The organism is Candidatus Binatia bacterium (assembly GCA_023150935.1).
Taxonomy (GTDB): domain Bacteria; phylum Desulfobacterota; class Binatia; order HRBIN30; family HRBIN30; genus JAKLJW01.
Window position 1 is genome coordinate 202025 of sequence record JAKLJW010000003.1, and the last position, 17499, is coordinate 219523.

Consider the following 17499-nt stretch of genomic DNA (forward strand, 5'->3'; position numbering starts at 1 on the left):
CGGCCCCGCCCACGAAACCGCCGCCTTGACTCAGGCGGTCCGGTTGAGCAATCGTCCCGAAGGCCCGGCATTTCTCGGCAACGTTCCATCAGGAGGCGAAGGCGTGGCTGACCTCGACGACGTGAAGGATACCAGGGACTTCCACCTGGACGTGCCCCAGCCCCGGGAAGCCTTCTTCCTCAAGGGCTCGACCGCACTTGACTGGGGGATGCAGAACCGCCTGGCGCGCATCTTCGAGCCGGCCTCGGGGCGCACCGTGATGCTCGCCATCGACCATGGCTACTTCCAGGGACCGACGTCGGGTCTCGAGCGGGTCGACGTCAACATCGTCCCTCTTCTGCCCTACGCCAGCGCGCTGATGCTCACTCGCGGCGTGCTGCGCAGCACTATTCCCGCGTCGTTCACCCGCGGCGTTGTCTTGCGCGCGAGCGGCGGCCCGAGCATCCTGAAAGAATTGTCCAACGAGCAGCTCGCGGTAGATGTCGAGGACGCCGCTCGACTCGGCGTCGCGGCGATGGCGGTGCAGGTGTTCATCGGCGGCGAGTTCGAAACCCAGTCGATTCACAACCTGACCCGGCTGGTCGACGCCGGCATGCGCTACGGCATCCCCACTCTGGGCGTCACCGCGGTCGGTAAGAGCATGACCCGCGACGCGCGCTACTTTCGTCTGGCATGCCGCATCTGCGCGGAACTCGGCGCCCAGTTCGTGAAGACCTACTACGTCGAGCAGGGGTTCGAGACGGTCACGGCCTCCTGCCCCGTGCCGATCGTCATGGCCGGCGGCAAGAAACTGCCCGAGATGGACGCCCTGACCATGGCGCATCGGGCGGTTTCCGAAGGCGCGGCGGGTGTGGACATGGGACGCAACATCTTCCAGTCCGAGGCCCCCACGGCGATGATCCAGGCGGTCGGCGCCGTCGTCCACCACGGCATGAAGCCCAGGGACGCCTTCGACCTGTACCAGACGCTGCGCCACGAGAAGAAGCGCGACGCCCGGGCGGTCGGCTGAAGAACGCCGGCGCGCCGACTTCCGCCGCAACGGAGAACCGCTCTTGGGTGGAACCCCCGGCACCGTCGCCCTGCTCGAAAGTCTGGCGCCGACGCTCAGCGTCGGCATGCTCACCGCCGACCTGATGGCGCTGGGTGCCGAGATCTCCCGGCTCGAAGGCACCGGCGTGCAGCTCGTACACATCGACGCCATGGACGGCTGCTTCGCGCCGATGATGACTTTCGGCCCGCCGCTGGTTCGCGCCATGCGCACGTCGCTGCTCAAGGACGTCCATCTGATGATCCGCGACCCGCTCGACAAGTTGGCCGACTGGGTGGCGGCGGGGGCGGACCTGATAACCATACACGCCGAGTCGTGCACGCACGTGCATCGCGTACTGCAGCAACTCGGTACGATGCAGAACGCCAACGACCCGGCTCGCGGGATCGTGCGCGGGATTGCGCTGAACCCGGGCACGCCGCTCGAGGTCATCGATCCGTTGCTCGACGAGATCGACCTGGTACTGCTGCTGGCCGTGAATCCGGGCTGGGGCGGGCAGCGCTTCATCGCGCGCTCGATGGACCGGATCATCGCGGCGCGCCGGCGCCTCGCGGGTGCGGGACACCGGGTGCTGCTCGGCATCGACGGCGGCGTCACGCGGGACAACATCGGCGCGTTCGCCACCGCCGGCGTCGACATTGTGGTCGCGGGCAGCGCCGTGTTTGACGGACGGGCGCCGGCGGAAAACGCCCGCTTTATGCTCGATGCGCTGGCACGTCGCTGACGTTGCTCGCGGCAGTGGGAGAATCGTGTCGACCGGAAGCGCGGCGGGCCGGAAGGAAGGCTGGACCTAGATGCAGTCGCAATGGTCTGAGGCGGATGCCGCTCGCTGCAGCGAGCGCTGGTCGCCGCGCTACGGCGACGACCTGGCGTTGCGCACCTATGCGAGTCGGCTGCTCGGCGCGCACGACGACCTCGTGCTCCATGGCGGCGGCAACACCTCGGTGAAGACCAGCCGGACCGACGTCCTCGGTGAAACCGTGGCGGCGATTTTCGTCAAGGCATCGGGTCGCGACCTGGCAACCATCGAGCCCGAGGGGCATTGCGGTCTCGATCTCGGCTATCTGCGCCGCCTGCGCGCCTTGCCGGAGCTCGACGACGACGCCATGGCCAATCAGCTCCGCACCCATCTGCTCGACGCGCGCAGCCCGACGCCGTCGGTCGAGACCCTGGTCCACGCCTTCGTGCCCGAGAAGTTCGTCGACCATAGCCACGCCGATGCCATCCTTGCGCTCACCAACGTGCGCAATGGGGAGCGCGCGGTACGCGCGGCGCTCGGCGATGAGACCGTCGTCCTGAGCTACGTACGGCCGGGCTTCCAGCTCGCTCGCGCCGTGGCCGACGCCTACGAGGCCCACCCGGGCTGGCGCGCCATGGTGTGGATGCACCACGGAATCATGACCTGGGGGCCGACGGCGCGGATATCGTACGAGACGATGATCGAGATGGTGACGCGCGCCGAGGAGTGGCTGGGACGTCAAGGTGCGGCCCGGCCTGCGGTCGCGTCCACGGCGGCCGTGGCCGCGGCGCACGAACGGCTGGCCGCCGTGGCGCCGGTGTTGCGGGGTGCGCTCGCGAAACCCAGCGGCGATCCCGACCGGCCGTACCGCCGGGTCATCGTCCGGCCGCTGATAACGCCCGAAGTACTGGCCTTCGTCGACTCGCCGCAGGGGCGCGGCCTCGCGTTGACGCCTCCACTGACCTCCGATCACCTGATCCGCACCAAGGCGTTCCCCCTGTGGATCGATGCGCCGCGCTTCGACGACCTGGACGCGCTTGCGGCGACCCTGCGCGCGGCCGTGCGCCGCTACGCCGGCGAGTATCGCGCCTACGTCGACCGCCATGCGGCCCGGCTGCCACCTGGAATCGCTCGCTTCGACGCCCTTCCGCGCGTCGTCCTCGTCCCGGGATTGGGCGCACTGTGCGCCGGCAACGACGTCGATGCCGCGACGATCGCCCTCGAAGTAACCGCGCACACGCTGGCCGTAAAGTCGCGCATCGGCGCGATCGGGGCTTACGAAGGGCTGCCCGAGGCCGAGCTATTCGACATGGAGTACCACGCGTTTCAGCACGCCAAGCTCGCCCGCAGCGAGGCGCCCCTCCGCGGCCACGTCGCCATGGTCACGGGGGCCGCCGGCGCGATCGGGTCGGGCATCGTGCAGACGCTGCTCGAGCAGGGCGCGCACGTGGCCGTGACCGACCTGCCCGGCCCGGCGCTCGACGAGGCGGTCGCCGACTTCCGCGCGGCATTCGGCGAGTGGGTGTTGGGGGTACCGCTCGATGTAACCGATGGCGCATCGGTGGCCGGCGCGTTCGCGGCCGTGTCGCGCGCCTGGGGCGGCGTCGACCTCTTGGTGGTCAACGCCGGACTGGCCCACGTCGCCGCGCTCACGGAGTTGGATATCGAGGCATTTCGCCGTCTCGAGCGTGTGAACGTGGAGGGCACCGTGCTGGCGATCGCGGAAGCGGCGCGGCATTTCCGCCGGCAGGGCACCGGGGGCGACATCGTTCTGGTTTCCACAAAGAACGTGTTCGCGCCGGGGGCGAGGTTCGGCGCGTACAGCGCGACCAAGGCCGCCGCGCACCAATTGGCGCGCATTGCCAGCCTCGAGCTCGCCGAGTACGACGTCCGGGTAAACATGGTGGCGCCCGACGCCGTGTTTGCCCACGGCGCCCGGCGCTCGGGGTTGTGGGCGGCCGTCGGGCCGGAGCGGATGCGCGCCCGCGGCCTCGACGAGGCCGGCCTAGAGGAGTACTACCGCACGCGCAACCTCCTGAAGGCGCGGGTGACCGCCGAGCACGTGGGCCGCGCGGTGCTGTACTTTGCGACCCGTCAGACGCCGACCACCGGCGCCACTCTCCCGGTCGACGGCGGCCTGCCGGACGCCACGCCGCGGTAGCGTTGGGGCCGAAAAGCCACGCGGGGGTGGGCACCCGTGACACCGCGACTCTCCCGGCGGGCGCCAGGTACGAGCGACCGTCCCACGATACCCCCGAAGCAGACGCGCCGTAGGTATAGCGCTACTGAATCTCCTTGACTCGCGGCGGTGAGTTGGGCCAAGGGTGGGGCGAATCGTGCAAGCGCGTTCGACAACGGGTCGAGGTGACCGGCAGGAAGGGAGAAGTCATGTACCTTCTGAAGGCTGCAGGTGTCCTGGTCGTTCTGGTCGCGTCCGTAGTATCGACGAGCTGGGCGGGTCCGCCGGTCTTCGGCGAACCCGCGGCGCTGAACAGCACGGCGCCGGCGGACGTGGGGTGGGATATATCTCCGGCACTGGCTACCGATACGAACGGCAACTGGGTCGCCACCTGGTACATCGCCAATGACGGCGATTTTGACGTCCTGGTCGCTCGGTCGAGCGACAACGGCGCCACCTGGAGCCCGACCGTCGCGCTCAATAGCAACGCCGCCGTCGACACCGAGGGCGACTCGCACCCCGACGTTGCCACGGACGGTCTGGGCAATTGGGTCGTGGTGTGGGGGTTCTACCCGCCCTGGCCCGACGACTCCGAGATCATGGTCGCCCGGTCCACGGATAACGGTGCGTCCTGGACCGCCCAGGCGTACGTCGACCCCGGGGCTCCGGGCAGCGACACCGTGGACGACTACTACCCCCACGTGACCACGGACGGTTCCGGAACCTGGTTGTCCTTCTGGCGCCACGGCGGCGGCGAGGCCGACATCTATTTCTCCCGCTCCACCGACAACGGCACCACCTGGAGCGTGCCGGCGCCGCTGCACGGGAACTTCCTCACCGACACCGGGTTGGACGATAGCCCGCGCGCCGCCGGCGACGGGAATGGAAACTGGGTTGTGGCATGGTACTCCTCCGACAACCTCGGGGGGTCCATTCCGAACAGCGGGAACATCTTCGTCTCGCGTTCCGCCGATGACGGCGTCACCTGGAGTGCTCCAACCTACCTCAACAGCAATGCGCCGACCGATACGACCTACGAACAAGATACGGGAGTGTCGATCGCGACGGACAAGCTCGGGCACTGGGTTGCCGCGTGGCATTCGGAGTCGACGCTCGGCGGCACCATCGGCAGCGACCCGGATATACTGGTGGCCCGTTCCACGGACAATGGCGCGACCTGGACTGCGGCGGCGCCGCTGAACACCGACGCCGCCGGCGACACCCGAGGCGATACGACGGCAAGCGTCCTCACCGACGCCAAAGGCGGCTGGTTCGCTATCTGGAACGCCAATGGACCTCCCGGGTTAATGATTGCGCAGTCGAACGACGACGGCGCCACCTGGAGCGCTCCGGCTCCGGTCAGCGCATCGACGGTTGACGACAGCGGCTTCGAGTTCGAGAACGCCGCAGGCACCGACGGGAAGGGCAACTTCGTGCTCGCCTGGGTGTCGGACGACACTCTCGGTGGGACCATAGGTACCGACATGGACGTACTGGTCGCCGTTGGGATCGGTTGTCCCACGACACCCCTGAGCGGCTGCCGGGAAGCGACACCGGATAAGGGGGTCCTGCTGGTCAAGGACAACGACAACGACGACCGCGACATGGTGGCCTGGAGTTGGCTCAAAGGCGACGCCACGACGGTCGGCGATCTCCTCGATCCGGTGTCGTCCGATCCATACGTGATGTGCCTTTACGACCAGCGCCTCGGATCGCCAACGCTGCTCCTGAGTACCGGGCTCTTCGCGGGCGGCACCTGTCACGATAAGCCCTGCTGGAGGGCCACGGCGTCGGGCCGCAACTTCAGAGATCGCGACCGTTCTCAGGAAGGTGCGATGACCGCGGTTCTCAAATCGGGAATTCAGGGCAAGGCCAAAGCGCTCTTCAAGTCGAAGGGGATCGGCGTACCTACAATCGGGCTGCCGATGGTGCCGCCGGTAACGGCGCAGCTCCGCAACCGCGGCCTGTGCTTCAGCTCCACGTACACCGCGCCGTCCATCAAGAACGACGCGACCATGTTCAAGGACAAGAGCGACTGATTCCGTATGCATGTTTCGGTAACCCTCGCGCTCGCTGACGCGCCGCGGGGTTCGCCGCACCCAGGCCGGCGCGCCCGTCGGAAAACGATTGCGATCCTTGCGTGAGGTACGCTAACGAGCCCGCCTCTCCTGACACAGGAGGCACTGAGCCTCGCAACGGACCTGTTCGTCGGGATCCGTCAACCCACAGCAGAAGCAAGCGACGTCTCCGCCACCGGTGAGCCCATTGTTCACCGCGACCACAATTTCGTCGATCGTGATCCGGTCGTCGCAGGTGACTTCACCAGCCTCACACGAGGTAGTGGGTGCATCTCCGAGCGCAACGTTAACCATCGTCAGCAAGTCATCGATCGTGACTGAACCGCTGCGATCGCAGTCACCTGCGCCGACGCACTCGGGATCTACACTTGCGGGGATCTCGGAAGAAAACGTAGTCGATGTCGCAGTCCCCGCTGCCACCGCGGTCGCCGCACCGTAGAACGTGACGATGTGTGCTCCCGCGCTACCCGCTACGAGCAACGAAGGCGCCAGAACAACGACCGCAGGAAGCCATCTCTTCATGAACCCTGTCCTCCTTTCGTCCGACGAACGTACAAGGCGGGCACTCCATGGTGGCAACCGGATCCCTTATGGCCCGATCCTCTCCTCGAATCAAAGCCCGATGCCCGATAGCGGGCAGGCACCGGGGCCTGCCCCTACGACAACGCAACGCCGATTTCTGTCCGATGCCCGACGCCCGATAGGGGCAAGCCCCCGTCGTTGTCCCGTCCGATCCCCCCCCCCATGTCGAACGTCCGGCCGGCAATTGCCGGCGAGTGAGCATCCTTCGGTGGGGTCCGGGCTCCGTCACCGTGAACCGCGGCTTGAATAGCTATGAGTATGGGGATACCTTCGCGGCCATGAGAACGGTGCAGATGACGCTGGACGAGCAACTGGTCGAGGCGGTCGATCGGGCGGCTAAGACGCTCGGCACGTCGCGATCGGCGTTTACTCGCCGCGCCCTTCAGGACGCCTTGCGGCGCCTGCACCAGCTCCAATTGGAGGAGAAGCATCGGCGCGGGTACGCGAGGCGACCGGTGCGTAGCGGTGAGTTCGACGTCTGGGAGGCAGAGCAGGCGTGGCCCGAACCATGAGGCGCGGCGAGGTGCGGTGGTATCGGTTCTCCGCGCCCGACAAGCACGGGCCGGTCGTGCGCGGGCGACTGGGGGCGCTTGTCACGACCTTGAATGCGCGCCGGCTGTCCGAAATCCGGGCCGCGCTGCTCTTTGCGCTCGGGTACTGAACGCGCCCGGTGCGGGGGGACGCCGGTGGCGGCCGCCGCACCTTTTTGGCGTCGTGCCGCCTCCGTCGCCGGGTCAATCAGGCCAAATGGGCCGAACGCGCGTTCCGCAGGTTCGTCTCGCGGTTGTCCGATCGGATACCATCCGGCGGGCAGGCCCCTACGACCACGGCGGCGCTAAGCGAGGGGCGGATAGTTGGGTGTCACGCATCGCCCCCTTTGATTCAATCGACTCGTTCGTCGAGCTTGCCCACGGCCCGCTCGCCGATTACCGAGAGTGCGTCTTCCTGAGCTCGCGATACAGCTGCGACTGAGAGGCGTCGGCGGTCAGAAGATCGCACTGGTGGATCAGGGCAGCATAGACGAGGTGTATGTCGACCCAACCGATGCGTCGCAAGGGCTTCGGCAAGCGGTCGATGAAGGCGACAATCTCGTGGTGAGGTGCGATCGGCAGCATCGGGACACCGCCGAACAATACGCGAACCGGGGCGCCTGAGAGCAGCAATTCGCCCTCGACGAACGGGTGGCCAATGGCGACACCGGCTTCCAGCGCTGCGATCACGCCCGGATGACCTTCCGACTGCTTCAGGTGGGAGACCCACGCGGACGTGTCGACGAGCGTCATGAGCCCGCCGACGACAGCTTTCGCCTGGGCGGAGCCTCGATCTCTGGCATCGTTCCGGCGAGAGCGATCGCCCGCCGCCGGGCAGCCTGCTCGATGAGTGCCCTCAGTCCCTTCTCCACCAGCTCCTTCTTCTTCGAGACCGAAGTGGCCCGAACGGCCTCCTCCCAGAGATCATCGTCAACGGTGATGGTCGTCCTCATGGGCATCAAATTAGACCCGGTGAGGCATCACCTCAAGCATCGAGCCGGCGCCAGCGGCGATGGCGATGGCCGAAGGACAGCCGCGCCGGCGGGCAGGCACGGGGGCCTGCCTTACGGCAGCCGCTCTTGAAGCTCGGCCCAGCTCACCACTGTTCCGCCGAACCGCTTCGCCACCTGCTCCGCCTCGTCGCGCGCCGCATAGGCAAGGGCAGGCTTGCCCATGACCCCGGCTCGCTCGATGCCGGCGACGAAGCTCACGCTCTGCACGGGTGCCCAGGGTCGCGCCGCCGCGTCGGTTTTCCCGGGATCGGCCCTCGGGTCGAGCGTTTCCACGAAGATCGCCGTAGGCTTGCCGTGCCCGCTCGGGTTCGACGCGTAAACGACGGCGTCGGACAGCGAGCAGAAAAAGGCGCGAGCGCCATCGCGATGAATGAGCTGCGCGCGCGGCGCGGGCTGCTGAACCACAACCATCCCGCAGGTTGCGCAGGCGGCATCGCCAATCGGGAGCGGCCCCGCCGCCGATTCCTCGCCCCCCGGATTGCTCCGCGAGCAGCCGCCGAGGATACCTGTACAAACGAGGCCGGCTACGAGGACGAAGAGATGGCGGCGAGTGAGCATCGTGCGGTGGGGTAAGAAGGTCATCAGGCGGTCCTCTGGTAGCTGAGCCGTACTCCGCTGAGCGCCACGGGAACCACGATCCATGCACCCCACAGCAGCGCGGACCCCAGGAAACCCGGGGGCGAGAGCGAGATGCCGAGCATCTCGAGCACCTGCGCTCCGGCGTAGCGCTCCATCATCTCCAGCCGGAACAGCCCCGCCGGATTCGCGATCACCAGCCAGGAGACCGTGGCGGTCGGGATCGCGCCGTCGGTGAGGACCAGGAGCCCCAGGATCCCGAGGTCGTAAAAAAAGACGAGGAGAAACCAGGTGGCGACGACGAGGCTCGCCGCCGTGAGCTGGCGGAAAGTGAGCGCGGACAGCAACACGCCGATCGACAGAAACGCGGCGCCGAGAAGGAGCGTCGGCACGAACAGGCCGGCCAGCACCTCGCCCTGGCCGGGCGGCGAGAACGCCACGGCAACGCCGATTCCGAGTACAACAGCGGCGGCGAGTGCGCCAAGCCGGCCGAGGTACTTGGCCACGACGACCTCGGCCTTGCTCACCGGCAGCGAGAGCAGCAGCCCCAGGGTGTTGCGCTCCCGCTCCCCGACGATCGCGTCGTGCCCGAGCACCAGCGCAACGAGCGGCACCAGGAGGCTGGCGAGCGTGACCAGACTCGGCCCGGCGAGCCCCTGCGCCGTGGTCTCCGCACTCCGCGCGTAAAGGCTCACCCCGAACGCGAGCAGCGCGAAGAGCACGCTGATCACGAGCACCCAGCGATCGCGGGTCCGCTCGACGATCTCGTGGACGACCAATGCCCGGCCGACGCGATACATGCTACGCACCCCCTTCGAGCAGGCGCTCGTAGACTTGCTCGAGGCCAGGCTCCTCGACGCGCAGCCCCTCGATGAGCGTTCGATCGGCGTCGCGCCGGTCGAGAAGCGCGAGCAGCAATGCCGGCTCCACCTCCGCCCGGAGGAGGCCGTCCGCGTACGCAATGCTACCCGGCGCCGCCACCGGCTCGATGCTGGCCGCGAACGCCGCCGCATCGGCGCCGTCCCGCGCGAACTTGAAGGTGACTCGAATCGGGAGCGCGACCGCCTGACGCAGTTCCGCGGGCGGTGCGTCGGCGATCACTCTACCCGACTTGAGAACGACGATCCGGTCGACTCGCCGCTCCATGAGTCCGAGATCGTGCGTGGCGATGAGAACGAGCCGCCCCGCCTCGCGCCATTCGTCGAGGATGGACCCGAACACCGCGAGACCCTCCTGATCGAGGCCGCCGGTCGGCTCGTCGAGGATCAGCAGCTCCGGAATCGAGAGAATCGCCACGGCCAACCCGAGCCTCTGCCGCATGCCCCGAGAGTAACCGCGTACGGCGCGCCTTGCAGCGTCGCCCAGTCCCACCCTTGCGAGAACCTCGTCCACCCGCGCTCGCGGCACACCGCGGGCCCGGGCGAAGAAGAGAAGCACCTGTCGCCCGGTCAGCGCCTCGGCGAAGGCGACAGCCTCCGGCAGGTAGCCGAGCCGCTCTTTGAAGGCAGCAGTCACGCCGGGCTGATCCGTCCCATCGACGCAGAGCGTTCCCCGATCGGCGCGCACGAGCCCGAGAAGCACGCCGATGAGCGTGCTCTTGCCGGCGCCATTTGGCCCCGCGAGGATCAACGCCTCGCCTCCGCGCAGCGCGAAGCTCGCGCCGCGGAGCGCTTTCACGGCGCCAAAGCTCACGGAAACATCGCGCAGCGCAAGCGATCTCATGTCTGGTCCGGTCTCACGGCCGGGTGCCGGTCGATGACCGTGGGCGTTCGGAAGATGGGCAGAGCCTCCTCCATGTGACTCAGGAGCTCGAGTGCCGGGCTTCTCAAGAGTAGCGCCGCAGCCGGGTACTGGTGGATGACCCGTGTCGTGAAGCTGTCGACCCGATAGGGCCGATCTCCGACTCCATCTCCATCCTGGTCCCAACCGACATAGTCGCTCCAGTAGTTGCCCCGCCCGTCCGCGGCAATGGCGAGATCCGAAGTTCCACTGTAGAGCACCTGCGTTGCGTTCCCGACGAACGCGTTGCCGGAGATCCGGTTGTCCACGGTTCCCGCCCAAATCTTCATCCCAACGCGATTGCGCACGAGTCGGTTGCCGGCGATCGTGTTCGAGGTGCTCGAGTAGAAGAACATCCCCTCGGCGTTGTCTTCGAGCAGGTTCGCCGAAATGTCGCAGTGCTGAACGTCGCGGAAGAGGATTCCCTTCTCGCTGTTGCGAGTCGCGACGTTCTGCTTCACCGTGAGCCCGCGGCTCTGCATGAGCGCGTAGCCGGTCAGCGCTCCGGTGACGACGTTGCCGATCAGTGCGTTGTCGTGAGCGTACATGTAATGGACGCCATAGCGCGTATCGATCAGGCGATTCTCGCGGATGAGCACGGCCCCGCTCATGAAGATGTAGATGCCATCCGCGCCGTTACGGACCAAGTTCCCGCTGACCAGCGTTTCCCGGGTCGCGTACAGATGGATCCCGTTGCCGCGCTCGACGCGGCTGCCCGTCGTCGAGCCGAAGATCCGGTTGTCGACGATCTGCACGCCGCTGGCCTGGGAAACCCAGATGCCGTAGCCGCACTCCGAAAGTCGCGTTCCGCGGACGCGGGCCCCCGTGGCTCCTCGCTCGATGAAGACACAGGCGTCCATGGTCCCGGTCTCCTTACCGCTGTTGGTCACCTCGACGCCGTCGAGAGCCGCCCGCGGTCCGGCGAGCGTGACCGCCCGGCCTTTGCCGCCGCCGTCGATCACTCCGCCTCTGCCGGCAAGCGTCACTCCCTCGCCCACGACGAGCGGACCGCTCCAGGTGCCCGGTGGCACCTCGACGACATCTCCCGGCCTGGCCTCGGCAACGAGCGCGGCGAGCGCGGGGCCATCAACGGCGGGGCGAAGCGTTGCCGCGTTCGCGCCGAGCGCGGCGGCGACCATCAGCGCCAGGGCTCCGGCGCCGGCGAGCCACCGACGCACGCCGGAGCGATGGGCATCGACGGCTTTGCGCGGTTTGCGGCTGACTGACTGCCGCACGCCCCTCGCCATGGTGCCACTCCTCCCCTGAGCGCTCATAGTTCGTCAACTCCGCCGTGCCTCGATACGCGCCTGAATCATTCGACACGCCGATCGAGAAGACATCGGCTGCTCAGGGTGGTCGGATTGTTCCGATGGCGCTACTCGGCAGGAACGGAAACGGTATCTCGTCCGGAAACATTCCCGTTCGCCCCGAGTAGGGCCCATCATTTCAGGGCCCGTATCGAGGGGTCGCGTCAGGACCATGAATAATCCGCCCTAAGCGCGCTCCGCCGCGCGCCAGCGCTCGCGGTCGCGGCGCAACTTCTCCAGGTGCTCCGCGGCCTCGGCCGGAGGTAGATTCTGGCCTGCCAGTCGATCGAGCCCAACGAGGGGTGGGCAGACCTTGCGATCCTGGTAGTTCGTCTCGCACTCCATGCAGTTGAGGCACTCCATCGAGTCGATGGTACCGTTTTCGCGAATGGCCTGGGGCTCGCATCCACGCGCACAGATCTGGCAATGCGCACAGAAATTCCGCCGGTACGGACCGGCCAGCCGCAAACGGCTCAGCACGGCGAGGCCGGCGCCCAGGGGACAGAGGTAGCGGCAGAACGGTCTGAAGACGAACATCGCGGCGGCGAAGAGCAAGAGCCACCACGCGATGCTCGGCGCGGGCTGCGACCAGGGATTCACCAGGAAGGTCATCTTGAAGGGCTCGACAACGGTGAGCAATTCCGCGACGACTGGCGAGACGAAATAGACGGCAATCAGGACGACGAGCACCCCGTAGCGAAACCACCTCGCACGACGATGCACTCGATCCGGAAGCTCGACCTGCTTGAGCTTTAGCCGTTTGCCGACACGGTGCAGAAGCTCGGTCGCCGCGCCATAGGGGCAGACCCAACCGCAGAAAACCCCACGTCCCCACACGACGATTACGATCGCGATGAAGATCCAGGTGACGAAGAGCAACGGCTCGCTGAGGAAAAGCTCCCCGCGCCAGCCGGTCTGGACCGTTCCGACCAGCGTCAGGATCTGGGTGACACTGGGCTGATCCTCGAGCCAGAGCCCGAGGCCAACGAAGCTCGCGACGAGGAATGCGGTGTGGATGCGCCGCAGCCACTTCATGCTGCGCGTCAACCAGCGCCGCCCAGCAAAGAGACTCATCACGAGCAGGAGGTAGGCCACGGCGATCGCGGTCTTGTACGGCGCAATACCCCAGGCAACCTTCCAGAGAGGCTCGCTCTCCGGGGCACGGTCTCTGCCGCCGCCAACCACCACGTATTCCGCCGGCGGCAGGCGGAAGGTCGTACGAAAGGACTTGTAGTCCCGCTGATACCCGACGTTGGTGAACACGCTGCCCAGGAAAACGAAGTCGAAAGGCAGGCCGAGATCGAGCAGTCCCTTGCGCACGATCAGCAACCCGGCCTCGTTGAAGTAGGGTCCGCCGAGCGGCTGCGTTCCGGAGAGGTTGTCGTAGTCCTGATCCGTGAAGGTGATCGACTTGAAGCTCTGCTCCAGGTGAACCCGGTCGAGCGTTCCGCCGCGGACGAACGCCGAGCCGGTAAACGACTGACTGCCGCTGTTGAACACGACCAGCATGTGCTCTCCGGGCTGGAGCTGGCTCATGTAGGCGTTGTACTGACCGTCGCCGAGCAGGCTGCGGCCCACCTGGGGAGGATCGGCAATCGCGAAGTAGAGGTCCACGAAGGGCTGGTCGCTGGCAGGTTGCCCCATTTGCTGATTGGTGACAACGAGGTGGCCGAGCGCCTGTTTCGAGACGAGATCTGGCCAATCCCAAACCACATTCGGCAGGTTGACGAAGTGGCCGGCGACGGAGGCCGCGGTCCCGATGATACCGACCGTCTCGCCAAGTCGACGCGCGGTCTCAAGGATCGTCGCGTTCTGGGAGATCGTGGTCACCGTCGCTCCCGAGATCACATGAACATCGAGGGTACCCGGTGCGGGGTCGTCGCCGACCACGAAATGGCTCATCACCGACTTGCCCACGTACCAACCGACGAGGTCGAAGAGCCTGGCGGCAGGAATGCCAGCGAGCAGGATCGGCTCGTCGTAGTGGATCAAGTCGGTCCCGACGATCACGCCCTTCGGGTTGAGCCCGACCAGGGTAACCAGTGGCTTACCCGAGTAGCCATCGATGTCGACGACGTCGGTCGAGAGCGCGACCCAGCCGACGACCTGGTTCGCCGAATCGTAGCCGATGGCATAGGAGAACGGCTTGGTCACGGGCGCGAAGCGGACGGCGCCGGGCAGCACGCCCTTGCAGTCGAACTTCGCGCAGTCGAGCGTGTAGTAGCTCTTGCCGAGCGCCATGTATTCCTGACGGTTCTCCAGGATCTCATCGGCTGCGGAGTCGGCCGAGGGCGCGCCCGCTGGCGCGCCGGAAGGGTCGGCCGAGGTTTCCGCGCGGGCGACGCCGGCCGAGGCGCAGAGCCCGAGCATGACAGCTAAAGCGGCGGCGACACGCCCCGCACCTCGCCCCCACCCCTTCGTCATCCGGTGTCCCCCGGTCACCCGCCCGCGAGACACAGCGCGCCGCCTGCCCTCGTCTGCGCCCGGTGCGCCGCCGGTCATGCCTCGACGATCATCCGCCCGCGCATTTCCAGGTGCAGCGCATGGCAGAACCAGGGACAGTAGTACCAGTACACTCCCGGCTTGCCGGCCTGGAACGTAACGCTCTCCGAGCCCTGGGGGTTCACCAGCATGTTGATGTCGTGCATCGAAAGGGAGAAACCGTGGCAGAGGTCCTCGACGTTGTCGAGGTTCGTCTGGATCACCTGGACGGTGTCGCCGGTCTTCACGGTAAATTGCTTGATTCCGTACTCGGGCGCGACCGAAGTCATCCATACCCGGACGAAGTTGCCCTTGCGAATGACCTTGTTGTCCTGAAGCGGGTTGACGCCATCCTCCTTGGCCCAGGCGTTGATCATGTCGTACTTGCCGCCGGTGCGCGGGCTGATCTCCGTCGGCCTGAGCATGTACGCCGGAAGGATGATGGCATCATGAGGTTCCGGGTACTGGGGGCCATCGTGGACGAGCACCATCTGCTCGCCGGAGATGTCGATGAGCTGATCGTTGTCCGGATGCAGCGGGCCAACCTTGAGGAAGCGGTCCTTGGAGAACTTGTTGAGCGAGACCAGCCACTTGCCGTCCGCCTGGTTAGTCTCGCTGAGCGAGGCGTTGACATGGCCGGGCTGGAAGTTGACGTCGAGCTTCTGTCGAATCGGGTTCGGCGGCGTCTCCGAGGACTTCTCCTTGGCGTTTTCGATCGCGTAGGCCTTGATCGCGTCGGCGATGTTCCACTTCGTGATGACGGAATCGATGAAGATCGAGGTGTAGGCGTTGCCCCGGTTGTCGAATGCCGTGTGCAGCGGTCCGAGGCCGACCTCGGGCTGGGCGACGATGCAGTCCTCCGGCTTGATCTTGCCGTCGAAGGCGTCCTGGAGCCTGTCGATCTGGATTACCGTGCAGACCGGGGCGAGCTTGCCCGAGCACACGGCATACTTGCCCGTGGGGTCGACGTTGACGCCGTGCGGGTTTTTCGGAACCGGGATGCGCAGGACGAACTTGCCATTCGGCCCGCGGGCGTCGATGACCGGCACCTTGCTGTCGCCGAGGGTGATCGTCTGGCCCGCCGCGACGGCCTTCTCGATCTCCCGCAGGTTGAAGACGTAACAGCAGTCCTTCGGAAGCTCGAGGAACCCGGGAAGCGCCGTGGCCTCTTCGAGGTTATAGCAATTGGCGAAGGACCATTTGTCCTCGTAGTCCGTGGCGCAGAGGTCCAGGTTGCCCTCGATCATCACCTGCCACTTGACCTCCATGGTCTCGACGTCGACCGCAGTGTGCAGGGCCGCATACTTCTTTGGATCGTCGAGGTCGCGGCCATCGTTGGGCAAGGGCGTCCGGAACTCGGAGTTGCAGAGCACGAGGCGGCAATCCTTGCGCTGGGGAAAGATGCCGTGCGTGCCTTGCGAGTTGGGGAGCTGAACGATCCTGTCCGTTTCGAACGTATCCAGGCGAACTCGCGCCAGCCGTCCCGAGAGCTTGCAGTTGATGAAGGCGTAACGCCCGTCGTAGGTCCCGTTCTTGTAGGACAGGTGGCCGTGGTGGGTGTCGCCGGCCTGCGTGCCTCCGAGGAGCTGTTTGGAGAAGTCGGTAATGCCCCAGCCTGTCGCCGAGTCGCGATTGAACACGGGAATGCGCTTGAGCTCGCGACAGGACGGAATGCCGAGCACCCGCATCTCGCCGCTCTGCCCTCCGCTCCAGATTCCGTAGTAGGGGTCGAGCTGCCCGGGCGGCACATTGGTCCTGAGCGAGGGGTCGGCCTTCAGCAACGCGGCCGGCGGCTGCATCTGTTGCGCGCTGACCGGTGCCGCGAGGCCGCCCGTCTTCTCACAGCCGGCGAGCGTGCCCGCACCGAGCAGACCCGTGCCGATCGCCGCTCCCGCGAGGAGGAAATCGCGCCGGGTGCCCACGCCGGTATCCTGTTCTGCCTCTTTATTCTCCTTCTTTTCTTTCTTCTCGTTCTCGTCCATCTCTCTCTCCTTCCAGTCTGTGCCCGGTCGAGTTGGCTCACTGGCAATCGAAGCGGGCGGTTATCGCAGGAGTTCAGGAGGACCGAAGCGGCAGGTCGGGTTCGCGACCTTGCGGCGCCGCGCATGTGGGCGAGGGGGGGTCGCAAAGCGCGCGCATGTGCCCGGGTGCAAGAGACCCTACTTCTTGAAGGTCTGCGTCAAGTACGCAACCAGGTCCGCCACGTCCTGTGGTTTGCTGTCCATCGGGGGCATGTCGAGGTGACCCTTCATGATCGCGTTCGCTATCGTGGCGTCGGTCCTGGTCTTCCAGAACGCCGGGTCGGTGAAGTTGGCCGGCGGCGGGCTCATTGCGACGGCCATGGGCCCGTCTCCCTTGCCGTCCGTACCGTGACAGGACGTGCACTTCTCCGCAAAGATGGCCTTCCCTCTCGCCGCGTCCCCGTCGGCCATCGCGGTCGCCGCCGTCAGCACTGCCAGAGCGACGGCCAGCCCGGCCACAATCGATCCCGTTGTCTTCAGCATTCTTTCTCCTCCTCCGTCCCGGTCGCGGGCGCCACGGCAGCCGAGTCGCCGCCGCTGTCGTTCGCGAGTTGCCATTCCGTTACGACACGATTGCCTGCAGTAGTGCCCGGCCACCTCCCGCATCTCATCGCGTTGCCGCTCGGCCGCGCGCCAGCGCCCAACCCGCGGCCAGGAGCAGCGCCAGGGCTGCACTCGCACCTGCGGTCAGCCAGAAGTATCGGCGTGGCGCGATTCCGGGGCTCAAGATCGCGGCGCGGTCCACCCCGTTCTGCTGCATGACGTAGGCTTCGATGTCGGCGATCTCCGCCTGGGTCAGGGTCGCCGTCTGGCCGAAGGCGGGCATTCTCAGGGCACCGCCGTCCTGCCCCGGAACGGCACCGTGCTGCAGGAAGCGGTCGAGGTTCTCGGCGAAGTCCCCGGGATTGGAGCTGCGGATGGTCACCGCGATCGGGTTCAGGGCCGGAACCTGTCCGGACGCCGAGCCGGGGTCCGGAACGCCGCCGCGGCCCTCGTCACCGTGGCACGTGGCGCAGTAGATCGCGAAAAGCGTCGCGCCGTGATCGGCACTCCCGACGATCGTGGCGGCTCTGCCCGGTGGGCCCTGCGCCGGATGGACCGCAGGCAGGCCCGCCGCTGCGTCGCCGGCGCCGGCTGCGGGCGCGGCCGCGGCCGGCGCGGAGGGC

At 66.8% G+C, this 17499-nt stretch carries 17 protein-coding genes; 6 read left to right on the forward strand and 11 right to left on the reverse strand.

Going from position 1 to position 17499, the window contains the following annotated elements:
• The first annotated feature begins 103 nt into the window (after positions 1–103).
• The 4 genes from lsrF to L6Q96_04095 all read left to right on the forward strand — a co-directional run bounded on the left by lsrF (position 104) and on the right by L6Q96_04095 (position 6005).
• Positions 104–1009 carry a 3-hydroxy-5-phosphonooxypentane-2,4-dione thiolase gene (lsrF, locus tag L6Q96_04080; protein ID MCK6553751.1) on the forward strand — a complete coding sequence of 302 codons (906 nt, stop codon included), beginning with the start codon at positions 104–106 and terminating at the stop codon, positions 1007–1009.
• 43 nt (positions 1010–1052) lie between these two features.
• Positions 1053–1772 carry a ribulose-phosphate 3-epimerase gene (locus L6Q96_04085; GenBank protein MCK6553752.1) on the forward strand — a complete coding sequence of 240 codons (720 nt, stop codon included), beginning with the start codon at positions 1053–1055 and terminating at the stop codon, positions 1770–1772.
• A gap of 70 nt (positions 1773–1842) precedes the next feature.
• Positions 1843–3948 (forward strand): bifunctional aldolase/short-chain dehydrogenase, encoded by a 2106-nt coding sequence (locus tag L6Q96_04090; GenBank protein MCK6553753.1) that lies wholly within the window; start codon positions 1843–1845, stop codon positions 3946–3948.
• Positions 3949–4175: 227 nt separating this feature from the next.
• Positions 4176–6005 carry a glycoside hydrolase gene (locus L6Q96_04095; GenBank protein MCK6553754.1) on the forward strand — a complete coding sequence of 610 codons (1830 nt, stop codon included), beginning with the start codon at positions 4176–4178 and terminating at the stop codon, positions 6003–6005.
• Positions 6006–6116: 111 nt separating this feature from the next.
• Here L6Q96_04095 and L6Q96_04100 read toward each other — a convergent pair whose 3' ends face one another.
• Positions 6117–6566, reverse strand: coding sequence for a hypothetical protein (locus L6Q96_04100; GenBank protein MCK6553755.1), 450 nt, complete (start codon positions 6564–6566; stop codon positions 6117–6119).
• 338 nt (positions 6567–6904) lie between these two features.
• Between L6Q96_04100 and L6Q96_04105 the strand changes: the two genes are divergently transcribed.
• The gene (locus tag L6Q96_04105; GenBank protein ID MCK6553756.1) at positions 6905–7138 is read left to right on the forward strand and encodes a ribbon-helix-helix protein, CopG family; all 234 of its coding nucleotides are present in this window, start codon (positions 6905–6907) and stop codon (positions 7136–7138) included.
• Entirely contained in the window at positions 7135–7287 is a 153-nt protein-coding gene (locus L6Q96_04110) for a hypothetical protein (protein MCK6553757.1), read from the forward strand. The genes L6Q96_04105 and L6Q96_04110 overlap by 4 nt, the downstream gene beginning before the upstream one ends.
• A 265-nt stretch (positions 7288–7552) precedes the next feature.
• Here L6Q96_04110 and L6Q96_04115 read toward each other — a convergent pair whose 3' ends face one another.
• The 10 genes from L6Q96_04115 to L6Q96_04160 form a co-directional block, all read right to left on the reverse strand.
• Positions 7553–7909, reverse strand: a complete 357-nt coding sequence (locus L6Q96_04115; protein MCK6553758.1) for a PIN domain-containing protein — start codon at positions 7907–7909, stop codon at positions 7553–7555.
• Complete coding sequence (locus tag L6Q96_04120) at positions 7906–8109, reverse strand: type II toxin-antitoxin system VapB family antitoxin (GenBank protein MCK6553759.1); 204 nt, start codon at positions 8107–8109, stop codon at positions 7906–7908. The genes L6Q96_04115 and L6Q96_04120 overlap by 4 nt, the downstream gene beginning before the upstream one ends.
• A gap of 111 nt (positions 8110–8220) precedes the next feature.
• Positions 8221–8751: a nitrous oxide reductase accessory protein NosL gene (locus L6Q96_04125; GenBank protein ID MCK6553760.1), complete on the reverse strand. Its 531-nt coding sequence runs from the start codon at positions 8749–8751 to the stop codon at positions 8221–8223.
• Entirely contained in the window at positions 8751–9545 is a 795-nt protein-coding gene (locus L6Q96_04130; protein ID MCK6553761.1) for an ABC transporter permease, read from the reverse strand. The genes L6Q96_04125 and L6Q96_04130 overlap by 1 nt, the downstream gene beginning before the upstream one ends.
• A 1-nt stretch (position 9546) precedes the next feature.
• On the reverse strand, positions 9547–10467 hold the full coding sequence (locus L6Q96_04135; protein MCK6553762.1) for an ABC transporter ATP-binding protein: 921 nt from the start codon (positions 10465–10467) through the stop codon (positions 9547–9549).
• Positions 10464–11771: a nitrous oxide reductase family maturation protein NosD gene (gene nosD, locus L6Q96_04140; protein ID MCK6553763.1), complete on the reverse strand. Its 1308-nt coding sequence runs from the start codon at positions 11769–11771 to the stop codon at positions 10464–10466. Before nosD ends, L6Q96_04135 begins: the two co-directional genes overlap by 4 nt.
• A 246-nt stretch (positions 11772–12017) precedes the next feature.
• On the reverse strand, positions 12018–14255 hold the full coding sequence (locus L6Q96_04145; protein MCK6553764.1) for a 4Fe-4S binding protein: 2238 nt from the start codon (positions 14253–14255) through the stop codon (positions 12018–12020).
• A gap of 74 nt (positions 14256–14329) precedes the next feature.
• Positions 14330–16294, reverse strand: coding sequence for a nitrous-oxide reductase (locus tag L6Q96_04150; GenBank protein ID MCK6553765.1), 1965 nt, complete (start codon positions 16292–16294; stop codon positions 14330–14332).
• A 177-nt stretch (positions 16295–16471) separates the two neighbouring features.
• Positions 16472–16816 (reverse strand): cytochrome c, encoded by a 345-nt coding sequence (locus L6Q96_04155; protein ID MCK6553766.1) that lies wholly within the window; start codon positions 16814–16816, stop codon positions 16472–16474.
• Between the two features lie 124 nt (positions 16817–16940).
• Positions 16941–17499: cytochrome c (locus tag L6Q96_04160; GenBank protein ID MCK6553767.1), on the reverse strand; the 559-nt coding region annotated here is incomplete at its 5' end.

Bases quoted from the DNA above. Each gene is read 5' to 3' on its own strand.
- L6Q96_04095 (MCK6553754.1), top strand. From the start codon at position 4,176: ATGTACCTTCTGAAGGCTGCAGGTGTCCTGGTCGTTCTGGTCGCGTCC.
- L6Q96_04090 (MCK6553753.1), top strand. From the start codon at position 1,843: ATGCAGTCGCAATGGTCTGAGGCGGATGCCGCTCGCTGCAGCGAGCGC.
- L6Q96_04105 (MCK6553756.1), top strand. From the start codon at position 6,905: ATGAGAACGGTGCAGATGACGCTGGACGAGCAACTGGTCGAGGCGGTC.
- L6Q96_04130 (MCK6553761.1), bottom strand. From the start codon at position 9,545: ATGTATCGCGTCGGCCGGGCATTGGTCGTCCACGAGATCGTCGAGCGG.
- L6Q96_04135 (MCK6553762.1), bottom strand. From the start codon at position 10,467: ATGAGATCGCTTGCGCTGCGCGATGTTTCCGTGAGCTTTGGCGCCGTG.
- L6Q96_04100 (MCK6553755.1), bottom strand. From the start codon at position 6,566: ATGAAGAGATGGCTTCCTGCGGTCGTTGTTCTGGCGCCTTCGTTGCTC.
- L6Q96_04120 (MCK6553759.1), bottom strand. From the start codon at position 8,109: ATGAGGACGACCATCACCGTTGACGATGATCTCTGGGAGGAGGCCGTT.
- L6Q96_04125 (MCK6553760.1), bottom strand. From the start codon at position 8,751: ATGACCTTCTTACCCCACCGCACGATGCTCACTCGCCGCCATCTCTTC.
- L6Q96_04145 (MCK6553764.1), bottom strand. From the start codon at position 14,255: ATGACGAAGGGGTGGGGGCGAGGTGCGGGGCGTGTCGCCGCCGCTTTA.
- L6Q96_04110 (MCK6553757.1), top strand. From the start codon at position 7,135: ATGAGGCGCGGCGAGGTGCGGTGGTATCGGTTCTCCGCGCCCGACAAG.
- nosD (MCK6553763.1), bottom strand. From the start codon at position 11,771: ATGGCGAGGGGCGTGCGGCAGTCAGTCAGCCGCAAACCGCGCAAAGCC.
- L6Q96_04150 (MCK6553765.1), bottom strand. From the start codon at position 16,294: ATGGACGAGAACGAGAAGAAAGAAAAGAAGGAGAATAAAGAGGCAGAA.
- L6Q96_04155 (MCK6553766.1), bottom strand. From the start codon at position 16,816: ATGCTGAAGACAACGGGATCGATTGTGGCCGGGCTGGCCGTCGCTCTG.
- L6Q96_04115 (MCK6553758.1), bottom strand. From the start codon at position 7,909: ATGACGCTCGTCGACACGTCCGCGTGGGTCTCCCACCTGAAGCAGTCG.